At 41.7% G+C, this 18,580-nt stretch carries 15 protein-coding genes; 9 read left to right on the top strand and 6 right to left on the bottom strand.

Translation table 11 applies throughout. The features are described from left to right. Positions 1-76 precede the first annotated feature (76 nt). From ACYQ3L_RS12625 to ACYQ3L_RS12595, 7 genes are all read left to right on the top strand, one after another. Positions 77-688 carry a DUF4290 domain-containing protein gene (locus ACYQ3L_RS12625; protein WP_379997124.1) on the top strand — a complete coding sequence of 204 codons (612 nt, stop codon included), beginning with the start codon at positions 77-79 and terminating at the stop codon, positions 686-688. Positions 689-793: 105 nt separating this feature from the next. Then, positions 794-1,312 (top strand): ribosome maturation factor RimM, encoded by a 519-nt coding sequence (gene rimM, locus ACYQ3L_RS12620; protein ID WP_379997122.1) that lies wholly within the window; start codon positions 794-796, stop codon positions 1,310-1,312. A gap of 122 nt (positions 1,313-1,434) precedes the next feature. Then, positions 1,435-2,511, top strand: a complete 1,077-nt coding sequence (gene proB / locus ACYQ3L_RS12615) for a glutamate 5-kinase (RefSeq protein WP_379997120.1) — start codon at positions 1,435-1,437, stop codon at positions 2,509-2,511. Positions 2,512-2,513: 2 nt separating this feature from the next. Continuing rightward, positions 2,514-3,764, top strand: a complete 1,251-nt coding sequence (locus ACYQ3L_RS12610; protein ID WP_379997118.1) for a glutamate-5-semialdehyde dehydrogenase — start codon at positions 2,514-2,516, stop codon at positions 3,762-3,764. Then, a complete protein-coding gene (locus ACYQ3L_RS12605; RefSeq protein ID WP_379997116.1) occupies positions 3,764-3,949 on the top strand; it encodes a hypothetical protein in 186 nt (61 codons plus the stop codon). The genes ACYQ3L_RS12610 and ACYQ3L_RS12605 overlap by 1 nt, the downstream gene beginning before the upstream one ends. Continuing rightward, positions 3,949-4,851, top strand: coding sequence for an acyltransferase (locus ACYQ3L_RS12600; RefSeq protein ID WP_379997114.1), 903 nt, complete (start codon positions 3,949-3,951; stop codon positions 4,849-4,851). Before ACYQ3L_RS12605 ends, ACYQ3L_RS12600 begins: the two co-directional genes overlap by 1 nt. Further along, entirely contained in the window at positions 4,851-5,804 is a 954-nt protein-coding gene (locus ACYQ3L_RS12595) for an N-acetylornithine carbamoyltransferase (protein WP_379997112.1), read from the top strand. Before ACYQ3L_RS12600 ends, ACYQ3L_RS12595 begins: the two co-directional genes overlap by 1 nt. A gap of 73 nt (positions 5,805-5,877) precedes the next feature. Here ACYQ3L_RS12595 and ACYQ3L_RS12590 read toward each other — a convergent pair whose 3' ends face one another. Both ACYQ3L_RS12590 and ACYQ3L_RS12585 read right to left on the bottom strand, forming a co-directional pair. Beyond that, positions 5,878-7,470, bottom strand: a complete 1,593-nt coding sequence (locus ACYQ3L_RS12590) for an OmpP1/FadL family transporter (RefSeq protein WP_379997110.1) — start codon at positions 7,468-7,470, stop codon at positions 5,878-5,880. A gap of 91 nt (positions 7,471-7,561) precedes the next feature. Beyond that, entirely contained in the window at positions 7,562-8,971 is a 1,410-nt protein-coding gene (locus ACYQ3L_RS12585; protein WP_379997108.1) for a hypothetical protein, read from the bottom strand. A gap of 433 nt (positions 8,972-9,404) precedes the next feature. On the opposite strand from ACYQ3L_RS12585, the gene ACYQ3L_RS12580 reads away from it, so the two are divergent. Together ACYQ3L_RS12580 and ACYQ3L_RS12575 are read left to right on the top strand one after the other, a co-directional pair. Further along, positions 9,405-9,863: a GTP pyrophosphokinase gene (locus ACYQ3L_RS12580; RefSeq protein WP_379997106.1), complete on the top strand. Its 459-nt coding sequence runs from the start codon at positions 9,405-9,407 to the stop codon at positions 9,861-9,863. Then, positions 9,853-11,055 carry a DUF6348 family protein gene (locus tag ACYQ3L_RS12575; protein WP_379997104.1) on the top strand — a complete coding sequence of 401 codons (1,203 nt, stop codon included), beginning with the start codon at positions 9,853-9,855 and terminating at the stop codon, positions 11,053-11,055. The genes ACYQ3L_RS12580 and ACYQ3L_RS12575 overlap by 11 nt, the downstream gene beginning before the upstream one ends. A 42-nt stretch (positions 11,056-11,097) precedes the next feature. On the opposite strand, the gene ACYQ3L_RS12570 is transcribed toward ACYQ3L_RS12575, so the two are convergent. From ACYQ3L_RS12570 to ACYQ3L_RS12555, 4 genes are all read right to left on the bottom strand, one after another. Continuing rightward, positions 11,098-11,697, bottom strand: coding sequence for a sugar O-acetyltransferase (locus ACYQ3L_RS12570; protein ID WP_379997176.1), 600 nt, complete (start codon positions 11,695-11,697; stop codon positions 11,098-11,100). Positions 11,698-11,722: 25 nt separating this feature from the next. Beyond that, positions 11,723-14,065 (bottom strand): ATP-dependent helicase, encoded by a 2,343-nt coding sequence (locus ACYQ3L_RS12565; RefSeq protein WP_379997102.1) that lies wholly within the window; start codon positions 14,063-14,065, stop codon positions 11,723-11,725. 395 nt (positions 14,066-14,460) lie between these two features. Next, positions 14,461-17,685 (bottom strand): carbamoyl-phosphate synthase (glutamine-hydrolyzing) large subunit, encoded by a 3,225-nt coding sequence (gene carB, locus ACYQ3L_RS12560; protein WP_379997100.1) that lies wholly within the window; start codon positions 17,683-17,685, stop codon positions 14,461-14,463. 79 nt (positions 17,686-17,764) lie between these two features. Continuing rightward, positions 17,765-18,529 carry an endonuclease/exonuclease/phosphatase family protein gene (locus tag ACYQ3L_RS12555; protein WP_379997098.1) on the bottom strand — a complete coding sequence of 255 codons (765 nt, stop codon included), beginning with the start codon at positions 18,527-18,529 and terminating at the stop codon, positions 17,765-17,767. Positions 18,530-18,580 lie beyond the last annotated feature (51 nt).

Here is an 18,580-nt window from a genome sequence, read left to right as displayed (position 1 = left end):
TACTTATTTAAATTATAAGGCCTACAAACTGATTTCAGCACATTATCAAATTAAGAATAATAACCCAATACTAAAAATGGAATATAATACTCAACTGAAAAAACTAGCCCTTCCCGAGTATGGAAGGAATATACAGAATATGGTCGACTACTGCCTCACAGTACCTGACCGGAATGAACGCAAACGCTGTGCCAATACTATTATCAATATAATGGGAAATATGTTTCCCCACCTGCGTGATGTAAATGACTTTAAACACATCTTGTGGGATCACCTCGCCATTATGGCCGATTTCAAACTGGATATCGACTACCCTTATGAAATCGTAAAGAAGGAAGACCTTTATTCCAAACCCGGAAAAATTGAATACAGCCGTCCCGACATGGAGTACCGCCATTATGGAAAAACTCTGGAAAAAATGGTGAAGCTGGCTACCGAACTGGAAGACCCGAAAGAAAAGGAGCAATTCATATTACTTGTTGCCACTCATATGAAAAAATCATATATACAATGGAATAAGGAAGTGGATGACATGAAAATATTCATCGATCTCTATGATTTGTCGAATCATAAAATAGACATACGAAGCTCCAATATAAAACTTCCCGAAATGAAAGACCTCGGACAGAGGAATACCAACAGCAACAATAGCGGAGGGAAGAAAAACCAGCAGCAAAAAAAGAAATAATATTTAAGTGAAAGACGGAAAGTGAACATTATACGGGTAAAGCAGTTTTATTGTTTCGTGTTATTGGCACATTAGATTTCACTTTTCACTGCTAACGAATAGGATATGATAACAGAAAACGAAGTTTTCAAAATAGGAAAATTTATCAAACCTCACGGAATAAAAGGTGAGATAAATTTTTTCTTCGAGAATGATGTATTCGACCGCGTAGATTGCCCGTATCTTATTTGCCGTATCGACAATATCCTTGTACCTTTCTTTATTGAAGAATATAGGTTCAAAGGTAAAGAAACCGCCCTGATAAAATTCGAGGATATAGACGATGAGGATAAAGCCAGGCGAATGTCGGGCCTGGAGGTTTATTTTCCCCGCAAATATTATGAAGAAGAGAGTAATGATGAGATAGAATACTCATGGAATTTCTTCATAGGTTTTTCCGTTATAGATAAAGCAGCCGGCAAGCTGGGTATAATTGAAGATATAGACGACAAAACGATCAATACTCTCTTTCTGGTAAAAGACGGAGAGAACGAACTCATAATCCCTGCCACAGAAGACTTTATAGAAAAAATAGATGCAAAGAAAAAAGCATTGTACCTTGCCCTTCCCGAAGGGTTGATTTAAGGACAGACCCACCTTGCTATATTATTCCGGCCTAAGAATCCATTTTTCCACCCATTTTCACTATAAACGAACATTTTACTTTAAAATAAAATTATAACTTTGCTTTTTTAGGTATATTTTCGATGAAAGAGCGCATAGTTGTAAAAATAGGTAGCCAAATACTGAGCCGTAAAGACGGAATGCTGGATCTCACCCGTATGTCGGCATTGGTAGATCAGATAGCAGAACTACATAAAAATAATGTAGAGGTTATTCTGGTTTCATCGGGTGCCGTAGCATCCGGAAAATCTGAAATTAAGGTAAAAGCGAAACTAGATACCATTTCGGCACGCCAGTTATACTCTTCTATTGGCCAGGTGAAGCTAATCAACCGTTATTATGACCTGTTCCATCAGCAGGGTATTATCTGCGGGCAGATACTCGTTACCAAGGAGGATTTTGCCACACGCCGCCATTACCTCAATCAGAGGAATTGCATGTCGGTAATGCTCGACAATAAGGTCATCCCCATTGTAAACGAGAATGATGCCATTTCTGTTAATGAACTCATGTTTACAGACAATGATGAATTATCGGGGCTGGTAGCTGCAATGATGGGAGCAAAAAAGCTGATAATACTCAGCAACATAGACGGAATTTACAGTGACAACCCCAATAATCCCGGGGCATACATATTCCGGGAAATAGACGCTAAGAAAGACGATATAGAAAACTGTATCCAGTCGTCCAAATCGGCAACAGGACGCGGAGGAATGACCACAAAATACAATGTGGCCCGCAAAGCTGCCGAAGAAGGAATCGAAGTTATTATTGCCAATGGCCGCAGGGATAATATACTTGTAGACCTCATAAAAGGAAAAGATGTTGTATCTACCCGTTTCAAGCCATCGGGCAAAGGGGCAAACAGTATAAAAAAATGGATAGCTCACTCCGAAGATTTTACCAAAGGAGAGATACATATCAACAAATGTGCGGCGGAAGTTCTTCTGAGCGATAAGGCTGTAAGCCTGCTGCCTGTCGGCGTAACAAAGATCTCCGGCAATTTTGAAGCTGATGATATTGTCCGTATTATCGACGAGAAAGGTAAGCAGGTAGGCATTGGCCGCACTTCGTACAGCAGCGAAAAAGCGAAAGAAACAATAGGGAAAAATAATAAGAAAGCAATTGTGCATTACGACTATTTATATATTGAAAAATAAGAATGGACGACTATCACCAGAACATGTTCCGGTTGGTTATGGAAGCAGGTAAAAGCCTGAACTTACTGGAAGAAAAGGAAATCAACGCAATACTGGAAGCTATTGCCAAAGAAACCGAGTCGAAAATGTATTACATCCTTGCCGAAAATCAGAAAGATTTGCAGCGGATGGATACAAGTAACCCAAAATATGACCGTTTGTTATTAAATGAGCAACGTATAATGGATATTGTGAAAGATATCCGTAATGTGGCTTCCCTACCCTCCCCCGTTGGGAAAATACTCATGCAAAAGACATTACCGAATGGACTCAACTTATCTAAAATAACCGTCCCATTCGGGGTTATCGGCATTATATACGAAGCCCGCCCGAATGTGAGTTTCGATGTATTTTCCCTATGCCTGAAATCAGGTAATGCCTGTATATTGAAAGGCGGATCGGACGCGCGTTTTTCGAACGAAGCCATTATAGATATCATTCGCAATGTATTGGATGAAAACGGGGTGAATCCCAATGTATGTACACTATTGCCTAATGACCGGGGAGCGACAGAGGAACTACTTAACGCACGTGATTATGTAGACCTCATCATTCCGCGCGGAGGCCAGGAATTAATTAATTATGTGCGCGAAAATTCCCGTATACCTGTCATTGAAACAGGTGCGGGTGTTTGCCATACCTATTTTCATAAAGAAGGAGATGTGAAGAAAGGCAAGGATATCGTTACCAATGCCAAAACACGTAAAGTAAGTGTATGTAACTCGCTGGACTGTCTGGTAATAGACAAAGACCGGTTGGATGATCTACATTATCTTTGTGAAGATCTGGAGAAAAAGGATGTTATAATATATGCGGATAAGCATGCCTATGAGGCTTTGTTCCAATACTATTCGTACGATCTGTTGAAAAAAGCGGATGAAGACAGTTTCGGAACGGAATTTCTCGATTATAAAATGGCAGTCAAAACCGTTTCCGGTATCGATCAAGCCATCGGGCATATAGCCACTTACAGTTCCAAACACAGTGAAGCCATCATAAGCGAAGATCGTGAAGCCATCAGGTTATTCGAAAAGATGGTCGATGCTGCCTGCATCTATGCCAATGCATCCACTGCATTTACAGATGGCGCACAATTCGGACTAGGTGCGGAGATAGGTATCAGCACACAAAAAATGCATGCCCGTGGACCTATGGCATTGGAGGAATTATGCACTTATAAGTGGATAATAGAGGGCAACGGGCAAATCAGATAATGAGAAAGAAAAAGAAGAAGACAGCAGGAAAAATAACTGTCGGCGATTATATAAAAGCGATCAAAAAAGCTGACCGGGACAATGAATTGTCCCGGTCGGCGGGATGGCAACGTGTTACATCAGTGCATAAAAGCAAAAAAACGTATAACCGCAAAACACAAAGAAAGAACTTTACTGATGAATAATGGAACGTAATATAAGGCTCGATTATTTCAGGATCATACTCAGTCTGTTGGTTATCACGATACACACACAGTCTCTTTTTAGTAGTGAATCATTAGCAGGATGGCTCATTTCTAACGGAATAGCCAGAATAGCAGTGCCGTGTTTTTTTGTTATCAGTGGATATTACCTTCATTCTAAACTGAGTGATAATAAGGCATTAAAAAGGTATATGTTCCACACTTTCATTGTGTATGTTGTATGGTCGTTCATCTATTTGCCCACCTATTATAATACGGTGGAAGCCCGTTCACTGATTACATTTACCATTATGGGATATTATCACCTGTGGTTCCTGCCTGCACTCATATCGGGCACACTTATGCTGGCAGTAATAAAGAAGTTTATAAAGAATAACGACCTGATACTGCTTTCCGGTATTATTCTCTACATTACCGGATATATACTGGAAAACTCCGGATTACCATACAGATCGTTCTGCAATGGTATTTTCTTTGGTTTTCCGTTTATCGTGTCAGGATATTATATCCGGGAGAAAGATCTTACAAATATTGCTAAGACCCCATATTTGTATGTTCTTTTACCGGTAAGCCTGATCGCATTATTAACCGAGTCATACCAGGGTTATCAAACGGATATTTACCATAACTTATTTCTGTCGTTATACCTCCTTTGCCCCGTATTAATTATCTGTATACAGAAAGGGGCAAAATATACAGTTGAAAAATACGATATATCAAAACTGGCGGCAGGAATTTACTTTGTCCACCTTCTCGTCGCAGGACTGATAATCCCGATAGGGGCAACAAATAATATTTACAGATTACCGTTCATAATGATAGTCTCCGTACTATTAGCTATCTTTATAGTCTTAATCAACAAACGCATTAAAATACTTTTGTAATGAAAACATATACCAATGTCAAGGACCTCGGCGACCTTAATGCCGCAGTAAAAGAAGCCCTCGAAGTAAAGAAAAACCGCTTCGGATTTAAAAACCTCGGTGAGAGTAAGACGCTGTTAATGGTGTTCTTCAATTCCAGTCTGCGCACCCGCCTGAGCACGCAAAAAGCCGGGATGAATCTGGGTATGAATACAATGGTACTCGACATCAATCAGGGAGCATGGAAGCTGGAAACCGAACGGGGAGTAATAATGGACAGTGACAAATCGGAGCATATCCTCGAAGCCATCCCCGTGATGGGCAGTTATTGCGACATTATCGGAGTACGCGCGTTTGCTCAATTCGAAAATAAGGAAGATGATTATCAGGAAAAGATACTGAACCAGTTCATTAAATATTCGGGACGTCCTGTATTCAGTATGGAGGCGGCAACAGGGCATCCTTTACAGGCTTTTGCCGACCTCATCACGATAGAGGAGTATAAGAAAACGGCCCGTCCGAAAGTTGTCCTTACATGGGCGCCACATCCGAAAGCCCTGCCTCAGGCAGTACCTAATTCATTCGCTGACTTTATGAATGAGGCGGATGTAGATTTTGTTATCACACATCCCGAAGGTTATGACCTCGATCCTAAATTTGTACGTGGAGCAAAAGTTGAGTATGATCAGGATAAGGCACTTGCGGGAGCAGACTTTGTTTATGCAAAAAACTGGGCTGCATATACCGATCCTAATTATGGAAAGATATTAAGTAAAGATATGTCGTGGACAGTAACAACTCAGAAGATGGCGCTGACAAATAACGCTTACTTTATGCATTGCCTGCCTGTACGCCGTAATATGATTGTGAGCGATGATGTAATAGAAAGTCCTCAGTCGATTGTTATACAGGAAGCGGCCAATCGTGAAATATCGGCCCAGACAGTTATAAAGAGAATGCTGGAAAGCTTGTAAAATATAATCCGTTATAACCAAAAGCAGCGCATCCCGAAAGAGATGCGCTGCCTTTTATTTTATAACCAGCTTATTAGAATCTATATCCCAACGTTAACAAACCCTGGAAATTATTTGTCTTGAAAGTAGATTTATCCGCTCCGGTAAAGGCATATAAGTCATCCTTCTGAGATTTCATTACAAACGCGATATCGGTATAGAAATGGCGTGAAAATCTGTATCCCATACCATAAGTGAAATAGTTTGTAGCGCCATCCAGTACATACTGCTTAGCTGCGCGGCTGTCGGTAACAACTTCATAGTCGCCCGGAAAATCTTTCACTTCATTTTTGAACGGGCTTTGCATCCATGAATAACCTACACGAGCCGAAAACTGGTCTGTAATACGATATTCAGCTCCGACACGTAAAGTAGATGCATTCCTGAAATCCTGCTTAATATAAGAATTTGGATCACCCAGACCTGTAGCAAGAGCATTACCCCGGTCATCGAACAGTTTCATACTATTCGCGTAATTAGTCAGTTCATAATCGGCACTGATAATTGCCTTACCGCCGATAACGCCTGCTAGGCTCAATGTCCACTTGTCAGGAGTGCGCATTTTATAATCGAGTATAGCATCCTCACTCCGGTCTGAATTGGGATCACTGAAGCTACCTATATAGGAACTTGTTCCATCGGCAAAATCGGAAGACAGATCCGCAGCGAAATAATCGGTCATATTATACCATGTAGGAGAATGATATGAAACTCCAATTCGCAATTCTTGTACAGGCTTTACAATTACACCGGCAGTAACCTGCCATCCTGTACCATCTGTTCTCATCCAGTTTTGTAATTCCTGACCACCCCAAAATGAACCGCTATTCTGATAGTCTTCAATATAACTAGAATACATACGATAATTTATATCGGTAAGGGACAATGTTGCCCCAACACTAACAATATCTGAAAACGTTGTTCCTATATTAAAATCATATGTACTGACAGAACCTTTTTCTTCTACAAATAAGTCACTATAAGCCGCATACTCGGGAGAAGCCGGGACATATTGCCCTGAACCCACAGGGGTTTTCTCATCTATAATATGTCCATTAAAAGCCAGTACGCTCAGCCAGTCCTGATTGCGCCAGATATCTCTCCAGTCATTCCCTTCATCACCTAATGCAATAGCCGAGGCAGGACGCCCATTATTTGTTGCTCTATCAGCCATATAAGCCGCCATATCATACGACAGGTTATTGCCAATCGCGTTATATTTCCTGTCAAAATTTTTCAGCCTATTGTACGAAAACCCGATATTGATACTACGAACCACATCATTATCAAATATAGGGAACACACTCACAAATGCCAGATTATCAAAGTTCACTTTAAACTTACTTTCATCAATTTTTCCGGCATTCATTTCTGTCTGAACCTTAGAATTCTGAAAATTAAGCGTGGTAACTATTTCTGATGATTGATAAACTCCTATACCTGCTGGATTAATGGATATACCGGATATATCGCCACCGAGTGCCCCAAAAGCTCCTCCCATAGATACGGAACGAGCTGTGCCTGTCAGGTCGTTTTTCGAATATCTGTACGCATCCATTTCATTTTGAGCCTGGGCGGCCCCAAATGTCAGTGCAGTTGTTAACAGTAGTAATGATACATGTTTCATAATGCAATTTTTAATATTTTTATATCTTTTCAAAAAAGCTGCCTCAAAAATTAATATTGAAACAGCTTTTTATTTTAGTTGTCCTTATTTTTTATCTGCGTCCGCCACTGCTTCTTCCGCTACTACTTCCTCCACCTCCGGATGAACGGCTGCTGGAAGATGATGAGCCTGAGCTATATGAACCTCTGGATGAAGAACTGCTCGATGAACTGCTATTATAACTTGGGCGTGAACTTGAGCTACTGTTCGATGAACCGCTATAGCTAGGGCGCGAACCAGAACTGGATGAGCCACTATAACTCGGACGTGAACTTGAAGTGCTGCTCGGTGAACCGCTATAACTAGGACGCGAACTAGAACTGCTACCTGCTGAAGTATTGTAACTTGGACGGGTAGTCGGTCTTGTTGTAACACTACCTGTGCCTGAGCTTCCGCTATTATAACTCGGACGGGTTGTAGGTCTTGTTGTTACTCCGCTGGAAGAACCTCTGCCTGTTGATGTTCCATAACTAGGACGAGTTGTTGGCCTTGTACTTACATCGCCTGATGAAGAACCCCTGCCGGTAGATGTACCGTAACTCGGACGAGTTGTTGGTCTTGTACTAACACCATTCGAAGAGGATCCTCGGCCTGTAGATGTTCCGTAACTTGGACGGGTAGATGAGCCTCTGCCGCCATAACTAGGACGGGAACTATCGATGCCTGATCCACGGCCTGCATATCCGTATGAACTACGACCCGAACCATAACTTGTCCGACCGGGTCCATAACTTGTCCGGGGACGTCCCGAATAGCTGTAACGTGCGCTACTACCGTAGTATCCGTGATGATGTCCGCCATACCAGCCACCACCATACCAGCCTCCGGCGTACCAGCCACCCCAGCCATACCAAGGTCTGCTCCAACCCCAACCCCAGCTACTGCCGTAATACCATGGATCGTACCAGCCACCCCAGTAACCGCTATAATACCATGGATCGTACCAAGGATAGAAACTGCTGTAATATCCACCCCAGCCCCAGCCAAGATTTACGTTAAAGTTCCAGCCACGGTTACGATAATAATTGCTGTACAGGTCATTTGTGACATATACATTTATCTCATTATCACTGGATATCTTAACACTGTTCTCGGGTTCATGGAATTTTACTATACGGTCTGTGTACTCGTAATCCTGATATTCATCGGTGTAAATCACCGAATCTTCAGGATACTGTTCTTTTTGGTACACAGTCACATCTCCACCCCTGCGGTTATAGGCATCCACATCGATGTTTACGTTACCTTCTGTTTCCAGTGTAACTTCACCGTTATCGCGGACTACCAATACCTGTGTTGGTTTCTGTTGTTGCTGAGAAACTGTATTTTTGACTTTTACTTCTTTCTTCTTATTATCCTTTGATTTAGAAGTAGCATAAATGTCATCCCAGTCATCTTGCGCAAAAGCGATAAATGGCAATACAGACATCAGAAACATCAGTACTAAATTTTTTACTTTCATAATCTGCTCTCCTATTCTTTATTGTTTATAATCTCTATCATTTTGTGTTATTGACAACTTTTTGCCGGTCTTTATAAAATTAGACTTCCTAACCTGAAAAAGGTTTAATACAAACATCGATAAAATATTAACAGAGAATAAACAAATATACGACATTTATCTTTTCCATTCAATATTTTATATATGAAAGATGCAATAAGAGACACTTTTGCTGCGCTTTATTATGTTAAAAAAACAATAAAAACAAGTATGGACAAATACTTATAAATTAAATCCGGAATAAGCACTGCTTTTTTTTCAGTTCAATCATACCTCAACCCGATGTTAAAATAAAGAGGGATAGTTCTGTTTTTCCTATTTTTAATTAGATTTGTAATGCCCATATAATGGATATAACAACAACCGAAAACTAGCACAATTAGCTCCATACACAATGGATAACATATTAGAAAAAGCAATCCGGATTGCGGTAAACACACATTACGGACAAACGGATAAAGGAGGTGAACCATACATATTCCATGCTCTGAGAGTGATGAATAATGTAAATACAATTGAAGAAAAAATTGTAGCTATCCTGCACGACATTATGGAAGATACCGATATTACTGCTGATGATTTGAGAGCAGAGGATATCCCCGAAGCCCTGATAAATCAACTCCTTGTATTATCCTATTCTCCCGATACCGCGTATAATGCATACATAGAGCAGATAGCCAAATTCCCGATAGCTGCAACAGTCAAACTCGCCGACCTTAAAGACAATATGGATATAACCAGATTACGGGAGATCACAGACAAGGATATCCAACGACTGGAAAAGTATCATATAAGCTATTCTTTTTTGATGGAAAAACTAAACGATAATAAATTTGAACCCAATGAACGATAATAAACTGATGCAACATGAATCGCAACTCAACAGTTTTCTGGCTGAGGCTTTTCACAAACATAATATTGAATGTAATATAGAAAACGATTTGATTATATTCCCCCGCCAGCATATGACGGCATGGACATGTATGCTTAACCGTTCATCTTCTACAAAGGCCATCATTTTACAGTTAGACATACATCTCGAAATAGGGCTAGGGAAAGTCATTATAGAATCGTGCGCGGGAATGGGTACGAATGAGTGTTCCGCAATAAAAGACGCATGGAAAAATTTCCTCACAAATTCTTTCCACACCTTGCTTTCTGCTTTTTTTACAAAAGAATTCGACGATCAGATCAATAATCATCAATGGGCTATTGACGGACGCATATACGATGTTACCATGAGCAATGTGACAACCAGAGGGAAACATCCCGATCCGCTCCCTCTACGTTGGCTCCAACAACTTGAAGATATCATACAAAGCCAAACGCTGGAAGAAGGGACACATTGGGTAAAGCTGTACTATGCACAATCCGAAAGCGAATTAATTTCGGGTGAAATACTTCTCGATAATGATGTCTGGACGAGTGTAGAGAAAACTGTATTTAGATTCGATTTCCCAACCTACAAGGATTTCTTCTCCATACGGGTCTTCATAGTATTGAAAGACAATTTGGATATAAGCCATGTAGCCGCTACAATGGCCTGGATGGCAGGCGAAGACGATATGGCTATAGAACGACAAATGATGGAAAATGGCCTCTCATTATCCGATGCAGAGAAAGCAAATGCGTTCATACCTCTGGCTTTCGGCCGTGTATTTCTAAAGGGTATCACCACGGCAGAATTTTCAGATGAAGCTATTATTACAGATGGAACTGGAAATGAAAAGACCATCAGCCTCAATGATGAACCCATCTATACATCATCATATCTGCTCGCTGAGAAAATAATGAAAGAGGGCTGTGTAAATAAGGAGCATTTTCAAAATCTATTTATCCAAAGTGCGGAATTCAATGCATACAATAATGCTTTGAAAGACGGGGCTAAAGCAGAAGATATGAATAATGCCAGATTCGACGTACCGGTTATATATATGCCACACTACCAGCCTTCCGAAAAAAAGGAAAAAGCCACAGAAAATATTATTACTGAAAAGACCGGTAAGGAAAAGAAAAAGCCATCATGGAAATTCTGGAAAAAATAACTTTTCCCCGGTGAAGTAAAAAGCTAAGTAAAGAATCATTACTTATTCAGATCTGTTTATTGAGCGCATCACCCGGCATGGATTCCCGACTGCAAGGCTATTGGACGGAATATCTTTTGTGACGACACTACCTGCACCGATAACGGAACCTTTGCCAATAGTAACCCCCGGCACAACTATAACTCCCCCACCCAACCAACACCCGTCTTCAATGGTAACAGGCAAGGCCAGAGTCCGGCAGAAGTATTCGTCACTCTCTCTATTCCAATCAGGTGTTAGGCGATCTTGCAGATCGATGGGATGTGTTGCCGTATAAATCTGTACATTGGACGCGATAAGGACATTATTGCCTATCGTTATTTTATTACAATCGACAAAAGTACAATTCATATTTACCGAAACATTATTCCCTATATGGATATTGCATCCATAGTCACAAATAAACGGATTGCCAACGGATACATTCGACCCTGTACTTCCAAACAATTCTTGTAAAAGGCTATATTTCTCAGATTTGAAATGATAAGGAAGCGCATTGTATTGTGACAGTATCCTCCGGGATTTTTCTTTCATCTCCAGAAAAATACTATCATGGCAATTATACCACTCTCCCATCATACACTTTTCATATTCTGTTTTCATCATCTCTATTGTTATGTTTCACCTCCTATCCCACAACCTCGAACCGGGCAAACTTCAGCAACAACTGCTTCACACCCGAATTCTCAAATTCAACTGTAGCTTTTCGGCTATCGGGATCACCTGTTACCGCAGTCACCTTACCTACACCGAAACGCTCATGCTTTATTACTGCACCAACCTGTACTTCACCTGAATTCACTCCCGCCGAAGCTCTCGGGGTAGCATTGCGCGCATTCACAAAATTGGAACGGGGAGATGCCGGAGGAAAACCAGCCTCCTGATGCGGAGCTATTGGCTGCCTCTGAGTTACCGGGCTTTCAGGATATGATGTACGGAGAGTATTCGTGTAATCATGCAAATCGTTTGTATATGTTTCGGGACGGTTGAGTACTCCGAATCCCCCACCGATTACGTTCAGATAGCAGGTATCTATATCGCGAAGGAAACGGCTTGGATTCGATGCATTTATTTGCCCGTTCCGGAAACGGCTTTTAGCATATGTAATCATGCAATATTCCTTTGCCCGGGTAATAGCGACATAGAACAAGCGGCGCTCTTCTTCCAGGCCCCGGAATTCATTCTTTGCCATTGACGACGGAAAGAGATCTTCTTCCAATCCTACAACGAACACATTCTTAAACTCCAATCCTTTAGATGCATGAACAGTCATCATTGTCACTTTTTCCTTATCAGCCTCCTTGTCCGTATCCTGATCGCTAAGCAATGATACTTCGGACAAGAAATCCATCAATCCTATCCCCCCCAGCCCTTCTTCCCTACGGCTTTCACAAAATTCATGAATACCGCCCAATAATTCCTGTAAATTTTCCTGACGGCTCATACCTTCCGGCGTCTGATCCTGGTATGCCTCGGTAGCGATACCGCTTTGTTTTACAATCCGGGATGCCAGATCATAAGCCGACAATTCCTGCAACCGGGCGATAAAACTTTCGATAAGTTCTCTAAACGCACTCAGTTTTTTAGCAGTACCGGCATTCACATTGAGATTATAGCCTAAGGAATCGCCGATTATCTCCCACAGGCTCACATTATGCGCACGGGCCGCAGCGGCTATTTTATTTAATGTGGTGTCGCCTATCCCCCGTGTAGGAAAATTAATGATACGCCGGAAAGCTTCTTCATCGTAAGGGTTCACCACCATACGAAAATAAGCGATCACATCCTTGATCTCCTTGCGCTGATAAAACGACAGGCCGCCATAGATACGGTATGGAATATTCTTTTTTCGCAATGCCTCTTCGAAAATACGTGACTGGGCATTGGTACGGTACAGGATGACGAAATCACTATATGAGGCTTTCTTTTCGCGACGGATATCCCATATTTTGTTCGATACAATTTCACCTTCCAAAATATCGGAGTAGGCGCTTTCAACCTCAATACGTTCCCCTTCGTCGTTCTTGGAATATATCGTTTTCTTTATCTGCTCACGGTTTTGTTGAATAAGACTATTGGCAGCATTAACGATATTCTGGGTGGAACGGTAATTCTGTTCCAATTTAAACAACTTCGATTCAGGATAAACTTCCTTAAATTTAAGTATATTATCTATATTCGCTCCGCGAAACGAATAGATACTCTGCGCATCGTCACCCACTACACATACACGGTGGTGCGCATCGGCAAGCTGCTTCACAACAAGATATTGTGCAAAATTCGTATCCTGGTACTCGTCTACAAGTATAAACTGGTAACGCTCCTGATAGCTTTTTAATACATCGGGATGGTCACGAAACAAAACATTAGTATAAAACAACAGGTCATCGAAGTCCATGGTATTGGATGCTTTCAGCCGGTTATTGTAATCTCTGTAAATATCTTTCAGTACCGGCATCTTCGAACGCTGGTCGTATTCCAGCAACTCCTTGTTTTGCGCATACATCTGCGGGGAAATCAGCGCATTCTTTGCGTTAGATATCATAGCCTGCACCCTGGCCGGCTTATAGATTTTATCATCCAGTTGATACTGCTTGATTATAGTCTTAATCATATTGCGGGAATCAGCCGAATCGAAAATGGTAAAACTGGAATTGAATCCGATTTTCCCGGCTTCGGTACGTAAGATACGGGAAAACACGGAGTGAAAAGTTCCCATCCATAAATAACGCGCATATTTCCAACCGATTATCTCGGCGATACGTTCTTTCATTTCACGCGCTGCCTTATTCGTAAATGTAAGAGCAAGTATGCTGTGAGGCATATAGCCTTGTTGCAAAAGATATGCTATTTTATATGTCAGCACGCGCGTTTTACCCGAACCAGCCCCTGCAATAATTAGGGAAGGCCCGTTTATATATTCAACAGCTTCGCGCTGCTGCTCATTAAGATGATCCAGTAAATTATCCATAGAAATCAGTGATAGGGTAACAAAGATAAGTCTTTTTTAGGAATATGTTCTTCTTTAGTTATGTCAATCACCAGTCGTTATTTTTGATTGCTGTATGAAATCATTGGATTCTTTTCAGCCAGGTGCAACCGAAGATTGCTTGTGTCCCTTTTGTCCAAATCCCCAAAAGAAACCAAAAATATTTTAACGATCCGCTTCATAGGCCGACCCGCAACAGATGAAAAGACGAAACGGAAAGGCTCGCTCTGAATACGGTATAATACGAACCGGGAGATAGGCTCAAACACGTTCCCGTTTTTTTCGTCTCTGTGTTATCACATACAAACCCCTATTTAAGGATTCAAAAAAACAGGGTTGCTCAAAGAACAACCCTGTGATATTTGAGCCTTAGCTAATTACAGTTTATACTCTTGCCAGCTCTTAATCGGAATATCCGTTTCCTTCATTTCGCAAAAGGCCTGAATAAATGCACTCGCCAACCGTGCGTTTGTTATTAGCGGGATATTATGGTCGATAGCTCCGCGGCGGATTTTGTAGCCGTTGGTAAGTTCGCGACGTGTATGGTTTTTAGGGATATTGACAATCAGCTCGAACTTGTGATTCGACATCATATCCATCACATTGTGTTCCTTTTCTTCATCCGGCCAGCTGACCACCATTGCCTTGACACCGTTATCCGCCAAGAATTGCGCTGTTCCGGCTGTAGCGTAAATATCGTAATTGCTTTCCTGCAACATGGCGCAGGCATCCAGTAAGTCTACTTTCGATTTACTGTCACCGGACGAAACCATAACACTCTTCTTCGGAATGTTATATCCGACTGAGATCATCGATACCAGCAAGGCTTCACTGAAATCATCTCCCAGACATCCGACTTCGCCGGTCGAAGACATATCCACACCGAGAACAGGGTCAGTGTTATGCAGACGGGAGAATGAGAACTGGGAAGCTTTTACACCAATCCAGTCGATATCGAAATTTGAGTTATCCGGTTTTTCATAAGATGCATCCAGCATAATGCGTGTAGCCGTCTCAATGAAATTGCGTTTCAATACTTTAGATACAAAAGGGAAACTGCGAGAGGCCCGGAGATTACATTCGATTACTTTCACATCGTTATTCTTAGCCAGAAACTGAATATTGAAAGGTCCACTTATATTTAGCTCTTTCGCTATCTTACGGCTTATCCGTTTGATACGGCGGGCAGTCTCGAAATATATCTTCTGAGCCGGGAAAACAAGTGTCGCATCACCCGAGTGTACTCCGGCAAACTCCACATGTTCCGAAATAGCATATTCCACGACCTCGCCATTTTTAGCTACGGCGTCGAATTCTATTTCCTTTGCATTTTGCAAAAACTGGGAAACCACTACCGGATATTCTTTCGAAACCTTTGCGGCCAGCGTCAGGAATGTCTCCAGCTCCTCGGCATCGTGACATACATTCATCGCCGCGCCTGAGAGGACGTAAGACGGACGCACCAGTACGGGATAGCCCACCTTCTCTACAAATCCCTGAATCTCGCTCAAACTGGTCAATTCCTTCCATGCAGGCTGATCTACACCAAGCTGGTCGAGCATACTGGAAAATTTATGACGGTTTTCAGCCCTGTCGATAGACAATGGAGATGTTCCCAAAATCGGAATATCCTGACGATGTAACCTTATGGCAAGGTTGTTCGGTATCTGTCCTCCCATAGATACAATTACACCCCTAGGCATTTCCAGATCGAGAACATCGAGTACCCGTTCGAATGATAATTCATCGAAATAAAGACGGTCGCACATGTCATAATCCGTAGATACGGTTTCAGGATTATAATTTATCATGATAGATTTATACCCCAGTTTGCGGGCTGTCTGTACGGCATTTACCGAACACCAGTCGAATTCTACCGAACTGCCTATACGGTACGCCCCCGAACCAAGGACCACAACGGATTTATCATTCTTGAAATACGGCACATCGTGTTCACTCCTGTCGTATGTCATATACAGGTAATTCGTCAAATCGGGATTTTCGGAAGCAACTGTATTGATGCGTTTTACAGACGGCAGTACATTCATCTTCTTACGAAGAGCGCGTACACGAAGAGATTCTTTCTCTACGTTGCCATCAGGATCTTCTACAAAGCGCGCAATCTGGAAATCGGAAAATCCGAGATGTTTTGCTTTCAGCAGTACTGGTTCCGGAACATCTTCTATACTGTTATAATCTTTCAGGATCAGTGAATAGTCATATATATTTTTCAGCTTCTCGAGGAACCACGGGTCGATCTTAGTCAGGTCGTGTATTCTTTCTACGGTATATCCTTCTTCAAATGCTTTGGCAATAGCGAATATACGCAGGTCGGTCGGGTTCGAAAGTTCTTCATCAAGATCGTTAAATTCCAATTCACGGTTACCTACAAAACCGTGCATTCCCTGCCCGATCATACGAAGCCCTTTTTGGATGATCTCTTCGAAGGTTTTTCCGATAGACATTATTTCACCTACCGACTTCATACTGGAACCGATAAGGCGTGAAACTCCGACAAATTTACTCAAATCCCAACGCGGAATCTTACAGATCAGGTAGTCGAGCGAAGGGGCTACATAAGCTGAATTAGGCGTACCCATCTCTCCTATCTGGTCGAGAGTATAACCTAATGCGAGTTTCGCCGCAACAAAGGCCAATGGATAACCTGTCGCTTTCGATGCCAATGCCGAAGAACGGCTTAATCGCGCATTTACTTCTATAACACGATAGTCGTCAGTTTCGGAATTGAAAGCATACTGGATATTACACTCCCCTACGATACCGATATGGCGGATGGCTTTCTTGGAAAGCTCCTGCAACATGGTCAACTCTTTCTCATCCAGGGAACAGGTAGGTGCCACAACGATACTCTCCCCCGTATGAATACCAAGGGGGTCGAAATTCTCCATACTGGCAACGGTGAAACAGTGGTCGTTCTTATCTCTTATCACCTCAAATTCTATTTCTTTCCAGCCTTTGAGAGATTCTTCTACCAGTATCTGTCTGGAATAGGCAAACGAACTTTCACACAAGGTCTTGAACTCTTCCAGATTGTTACTGATGCCGCTACCCAAACCGCCTAAGGCATAGGCAGAACGTACCATCACGGGGAAACCGATACGGTTAGCAGCAACAATGGCGTCTTCCATTGTTTCCACAGCCTGACTGACAGGTGTTTTCACATCTATCTCATTCAGTTTCTCTACAAACAGATGGCGGTCTTCGGTAGCCATGATCGCTTCCACGGAAGTACCCATTACTTCCACTCCATACTTTTGAAGAGTACCGTTCAGATATAGTTCCGTACCACAGTTAAGAGCTGTTTGTCCTCCAAAAGCGAGCAAGATACCATCTACATTCTCTTTCTTTATTATTTCTTCAACGAAATAAGGAGTTACAGGTAAGAAGTAAACCTTATCGGCAATACCTTCCGAAGTCTGGATAGTTGCAATATTGGGATTAATCAATACAGTATAAATCCCTTCTTCTTTTAAAGCTTTTAAAGCTTGTGAACCGGAGTAGTCGAATTCTCCGGCCTGCCCGATTTTAAGTGCGCCCGAGCCCAGCACGATGGCTTTCGTGATCTTTTTGTTAATTGACATAGAATTATGGCTAATTGTAATAGATTATTTAGTAATTGCGTAAAGATAAGGCATTTTTATGAATAAGCCCTAAAATATATTATGGTGCTATATCGATAAATAATGGCCTGTGGTCTGATGCAATGCTGTCGTCCAACACTTTAGCATGATATACAGGATATGTGCTTCCTATTGCCGTATATCCCATAATGTAGTCGATAACCCTATCGGGACTGACGGACGGAAAAGTCATGTATTCTACATTATTAAGGATTTTCCATTCGGACGACAAAAGTTTTATCTCTTCCGAATCAGGCTCTGCATTCAAATCTCCGATCAGAAAAACAGGCTTGCCATATGCTTTCGCTTGCTGGTTTATAATTTCAATTGAAGACTTGCGGTCTTCTTTGGTTAAAGAAAGATGTGTGGCAAAGACAATATAATTTTCAAACTCGGCTATAAGGAGTGTACGTTGTTCTTCCTTTCCCGGCAGTGGTATATTTCTTGACGATAAAGGACTTCTTTTAGATAATATCCCTACGCCATATTTCCCTCCCTGAAATGAGATGGCAGCTCCATAAACGGCATGCATCCCGGTGAGATTACTTAATTTACCGAGAACATCAATCCCATTGCTGCGCCGGGTTACACTGTCGAGCTCCTGAATAGCCAGTACATCGGGAGATACGGATTCTATTATATCTGCTATCCGTTGATAGTTGGTTATATTATCCATACCACGGGCATTGCGGATATTGTAGCTCATAACCCTGAATGCATCCCTCTCATGAGGATACTGCTCTTTCTGAGCAAATAAGGAGGACGTAAAAGCCATAAAAAAACAGGCTAGAAATAGTTTCTTCATTGTGTTGATATATAATTGTGTTAAAGATACCAATATTTAGTATAGCGTCAG

The organism is Dysgonomonas termitidis (assembly GCF_054657735.1).
This window is presented reverse-complemented; position numbering and strand designations above follow the sequence as displayed.